At 64.1% G+C, this 3979-nt stretch carries 7 protein-coding genes; 1 reads left to right on the top strand and 6 read right to left on the bottom strand.

Going from position 1 to position 3979, the window contains the following annotated elements; translation table 11 throughout:
• Positions 1 to 17: 17 nt before the first annotated feature.
• Positions 18 to 857: an inositol monophosphatase family protein gene (locus AB0K28_RS51625; protein ID WP_364386043.1), complete on the bottom strand. Its 840-nt coding sequence runs from the start codon at positions 855 to 857 to the stop codon at positions 18 to 20.
• Positions 854 to 1138 carry a DUF5919 domain-containing protein gene (locus tag AB0K28_RS51620; protein ID WP_364386040.1) on the bottom strand — a complete coding sequence of 95 codons (285 nt, stop codon included), beginning with the start codon at positions 1136 to 1138 and terminating at the stop codon, positions 854 to 856. The genes AB0K28_RS51625 and AB0K28_RS51620 overlap by 4 nt, the downstream gene beginning before the upstream one ends.
• Here AB0K28_RS51620 and AB0K28_RS51615 point away from each other — a divergent pair.
• A complete protein-coding gene (locus AB0K28_RS51615; RefSeq protein ID WP_345395030.1) occupies positions 1049 to 1294 on the top strand; it encodes a hypothetical protein in 246 nt (81 codons plus the stop codon). The two genes, AB0K28_RS51620 and AB0K28_RS51615, sit on opposite strands and share 90 nt — an antisense overlap.
• A gap of 258 nt (positions 1295 to 1552) precedes the next feature.
• On the opposite strand, the gene AB0K28_RS51610 is transcribed toward AB0K28_RS51615, so the two are convergent.
• From AB0K28_RS51610 to AB0K28_RS51595, 4 genes are all read right to left on the bottom strand, one after another.
• A complete protein-coding gene (locus AB0K28_RS51610; protein WP_345395028.1) occupies positions 1553 to 1798 on the bottom strand; it encodes a hypothetical protein in 246 nt (81 codons plus the stop codon).
• Positions 1799 to 2131 carry a DUF6247 family protein gene (locus tag AB0K28_RS51605; protein WP_345395025.1) on the bottom strand — a complete coding sequence of 111 codons (333 nt, stop codon included), beginning with the start codon at positions 2129 to 2131 and terminating at the stop codon, positions 1799 to 1801.
• Positions 2132 to 2657: 526 nt separating this feature from the next.
• A complete protein-coding gene (locus tag AB0K28_RS51600) occupies positions 2658 to 2801 on the bottom strand; it encodes a hypothetical protein (RefSeq protein WP_345395022.1) in 144 nt (47 codons plus the stop codon).
• A 57-nt stretch (positions 2802 to 2858) separates the two neighbouring features.
• On the bottom strand, positions 2859 to 3317 hold the full coding sequence (locus AB0K28_RS51595) for a hypothetical protein (protein ID WP_364386035.1): 459 nt from the start codon (positions 3315 to 3317) through the stop codon (positions 2859 to 2861).
• Between the last annotated feature and the right edge of the window lie 662 nt (positions 3318 to 3979).

The following is a 3979-nucleotide window of genomic DNA, read 5'->3' as shown; positions in this document are numbered from 1 at the left end:
TGCCAAAGCGTCAAGCATCAAGTGAGACCAGACATCCGGTCGAACACCCGGTCGAACACCCCGGCCTTACGGGCCTCGGCAATGAGTTCCACGAGATCGGCTACAAGCTTCGGGCTTGCGGCGATGGTCGCGTGGGCGGTCATGCTGTGCGGGCTACCGTCGAGATCGACCACCGTTGCGCCAGCTTCTCGGGCGATGATAACGCCTGCTGCGGTATCCCACGGGTTGTTGCTGAGCATTATGGCGGCATCGATCCTGCCGTGAGCCACCCACGCGAGATCGACCGCGGCGGAGCCGAACATCCGAATGCGCTGAACGCGCGCGGCGAGTTCTTCGGTCAGGGCGAACCTCGGCCGGTTACGCTCCTCGGCGTTCTCCCCCACTGCATAGTCACCGATCGCCACAATCGCACTCCGCAAGTCGCGGGCATCGCCCACCCGGATCGAAGACCCGTTGACGGCAGCGCCGGCCTCCTCAGCCGCCGCGTAGCGAAGGTCGGGGAACGGCAGGTCGATCACACCAAGCGTGGGGGCGTCCTTATCGACGAGGCCCAGGGAGACGCTGCAGAGCGGGATGCCGTGCAGGAAGTTGGCCGTCCCGTCCACGGGGTCCAGCGCCCACATCAGGCCATCGCCCAGGCGACTGCCGCCTCCCTCTTCACCCAGAAAGCCGATCTCAGGGGTTTCACGGGCCAGGAATTCCCGTACGGCATGCTCGACGGCGTAATCCACCTCCGTGGCCATGTCCCGGTCACCCTTGGCCGTGATGACGCCGGGAGCCTTGATGCGGATGATCTCGCTGGCGATCGACACGGCTCGTTCAGCGATGGGGAGAAGAGTTCGGGTGTCGATGGTCATACGGGTTTGCTCCGCTCCCACACATCCCTGAACACCTGGTCGAAGATGGGGAACAACCCCTCTGCGGCGGTGCTGTCCGTGATCACAAAGGGAGGTGAATCGACTCCGCGTGCCTGCGGCAGGTACGGCTGGATCACGCACAACGCCCGGTCCACGATGATCAGGTTGTATCGGATCGTCTCGTCGTAGACGTGGAGTTCGAGGCACTGGGCCGACGTGGTGTCGAGCCGATCGCGCAGCCCGGGGCGGGGCAGAAGGACCTCAGGGCCCGCATGGGGCACGACAACGTACGGGCGGCCATGATCTACCAGCACGCGGTCAGAGGAGCCGACGAGGCGATCACCCACGCCATCGACCGGCAACTCGAAGCACGCGACGATGACGACGACGAGGGCACGACGGGCGCGCTGGTCCCGGCAGGGGTGATCAAGAGCTAATGGCCCGTTAATGGCCCGCAAAGATCAAACAAGGCAGGAAACAAGTAAGGCCCGGGTCGGGATCCACGTCCCCACCTGGGCCTTCAGACTGAGAGCGGGTGACGAAAATCGAACCCGCGCTGTCAGCTTGGGAACTCTTCAAGATCATGGACCCTGAGCAGGGGAAACGCTGACCTGGGCATGTGCCGGTCGAGTCACCGTGAGTTCCCGTGACTCCCTGCTGGTCGCTACGAGAACGGGCACGCAGCGGGCACGGGCTTACGGCCATTCAATGCGGACAAGGTAGACCTCGCGCTGCCGGTCCAGGACCACGTACGTGGCAAGGCCGCGCTCTCCGAACGGGTGCGTAAGCATGTTCGCCCGGGGATTTGCAGAGTTGTACGGGTCTCCACCCCACGGAGCGGTCTCCAGTAGTGCGAACAGATCCGCGAGCGGATGCAGTGCGTGATCGGGTAGCGCAGCGATCTGTTCCTCGGCTACGGGATCGATGACGAGCTTGAACACCTAGACATCGACCCCGCGAGCAGCAAGGATCTCCCGCCACGGCCTCCCATGAGGAACAGGTTCGCCGGCCAGAGCCTGTTGGGCTCGGACGTGCATCTGACGGCGCCCCTCGGGATCTTTTGCGGTGTCACACGCGGAGATCCACCAGCGGTGCACGAAAGCGTTCAGCGCTCCAAGATCCAGGCTCACCCTGACCTCGTCGAGCACGGCCTTGAGTCCGGCGTCGAAAGCCTCGCGATCTTCTGAGATGACCAGCGCGGCACGGATGGCCCGCAGGTTCTTCTCAGGCAGAGGCGCGCCGACGGAGATGAAGTCCTGCGGTTGTGCGGTCATACCCGCTCCCTTCCTTGTCCTCTAGAGACTACAGAGGAGGGGCGACATCCTTCACGCACACACGAGAGGTGGGCCTGTCACAGTACGAAGTGGAGCGGGTGACGGGAATCGAACCCGCGCTGTCAGCTTGGGAACTCTTTCAGGATTATGCCCTCCGACCAGGGAAAACGCTGACCTGGGCGTCCGCCGGTCGAGTGGCCGTGAGTCACCGTGACTCCCCGCTGATCGCTCTCCGAACGGGCACGCAACGGGCACGCACTTGCCAGTGCTCGCGTGAGCCGCCGATACTCGTGGTGATCCGCTGGCGAGCCCGCCCTCGTACCTGCTTGGTGAGCCGTTTGGCGCCGCGGCGGGGCACTGGCGCGGCGAAGGTGCTTGGAAGTCAGCGGATCTCCAACATGCGGATTAAAGGCTCGGCCGAGCATGGTCCCAGGCAATTCAATGCAGGCCAGAGGGCGTGGGCGGTCCATAGTGAACGTCCTTGGACGGCTTCGTATTGCAACCTGAACTGCAACTCTGAGGCGGGTCATCTGCGGGCGTCCAACGAAGTTATGACGGTAGTGACGATCAGCCGTATCCCGGCGATCAGTGCAGCAGGAAGAAGGAAGTAGGACCAGAACCGCCGCGCGTCCTGACCAGCTGTCCAGGCGATCTCGATCATCAAGGTCATAGCGGCGAGGGTGGCGGATGAGAAGAGGATCAAGCGCCGCTACGCGACGTCACGTCCTCACTTTTTCGACTCGTGTCTCTGTTCCCACGCGAAGGAGAGCGCCAGTGCGAGCGCCATGATCAGGCTCCACACTTCGAGTGCGCCCCAGAATACGCCTTCGTTCGGTCGAACATGCGATAGGTACGCGACGCCCGTTAGAGGGATGCAACAGAGTAATATCCCCCACCAGCGGCCGCTCTTCAGCCCTGCGAGTCCGAGCCCGAAGACAGCTATCACCGGCAGTCCGGCCAGAAGCACCAGGGGCCATGCCCATAACGCGGCCACAGCCCCCACACCCCACCCCAGCACGAGCATCGAGATCGCGGATGTCCCCAGGAAGGCGGAGATCCACCGCTGGTCGTCTCGTCGCACGCTCATCGCTCCCACGCCGAGGGAGGCCAAGGCAATGGTCAGCATCACCGCCGCCGCTCTGAGATCGTTGCGTTCAGAGACCCACAGAGCGATCACCGACGTCACGAAAAGCAGCGCAGCCAGGCTGTAAGCTAGTGCCGATAACCTCCGCACATTCTCCCCTTCCCCAAGAAAACGCGGACGGGATGCGCATGCACTACAAGGACATCCCGTGGCTTTCAGGTTCTAGTCCGCTGGCGAGCTGTTCTGTGTGATTGAAGCACCAGCAATCTCTGTCACCTACGGCGGGTCATGCAGAACCAGGCCGTCAATCTACTTCCAAGGCCCGGCCGCGGCCCTGGCCGATCAAGCCATGGCCAAAGTGGTGCAGCGTTGCGTCTTGGCCTACCAGTCCGCGACCGACACCCTGAACACGCGTTACAACCAGCAGGACACTTGCGCCGACCGCGCACCGGCGACCCGCGACCACCGTCGTGACCGAGGGAGATCCGCCCGTTCAGGTAGTTAAGCTCGACGATTAGCCACCTTGCACAGTGAGCCAGGGTGAGGAACGAACCCTGGATCGTCGATCGCCCCCAAGCACGTACGGTGTCCAGCCATGCAGTGGCGATCGTAGGGCTGCATCTGTGTGGCGGCGGGGCAACCCCGGCCGGTGGGTTCGGTTGGTACGGCGGGGCCGGCGTGCGGTGGCCGGCCCGGTGTCCCGCCCGCCGTCCGGGACCGGCCCCCAGGCCGCACGCCCGGACGGCGGGCGGGCGGAGGGCCGG

It is taken from the genome of Nonomuraea sp. NPDC049504, from assembly GCF_040676845.1.
GTDB lineage: Bacteria > Actinomycetota > Actinomycetes > Streptosporangiales > Streptosporangiaceae > Nonomuraea > Nonomuraea salmonea.
The sequence above is the reverse complement of the archived record's forward strand: the minus strand, read 5'-3'. Positions and strand labels throughout refer to the sequence as shown.

Bases quoted from the DNA above. Each gene is read 5' to 3' on its own strand.
- AB0K28_RS51625 (WP_364386043.1), bottom strand. From the start codon at position 857: ATGACCATCGACACCCGAACTCTTCTCCCCATCGCTGAACGAGCCGTG.
- AB0K28_RS51605 (WP_345395025.1), bottom strand. From the start codon at position 2,131: ATGACCGCACAACCGCAGGACTTCATCTCCGTCGGCGCGCCTCTGCCT.
- AB0K28_RS51600 (WP_345395022.1), bottom strand. From the start codon at position 2,801: ATGACCTTGATGATCGAGATCGCCTGGACAGCTGGTCAGGACGCGCGG.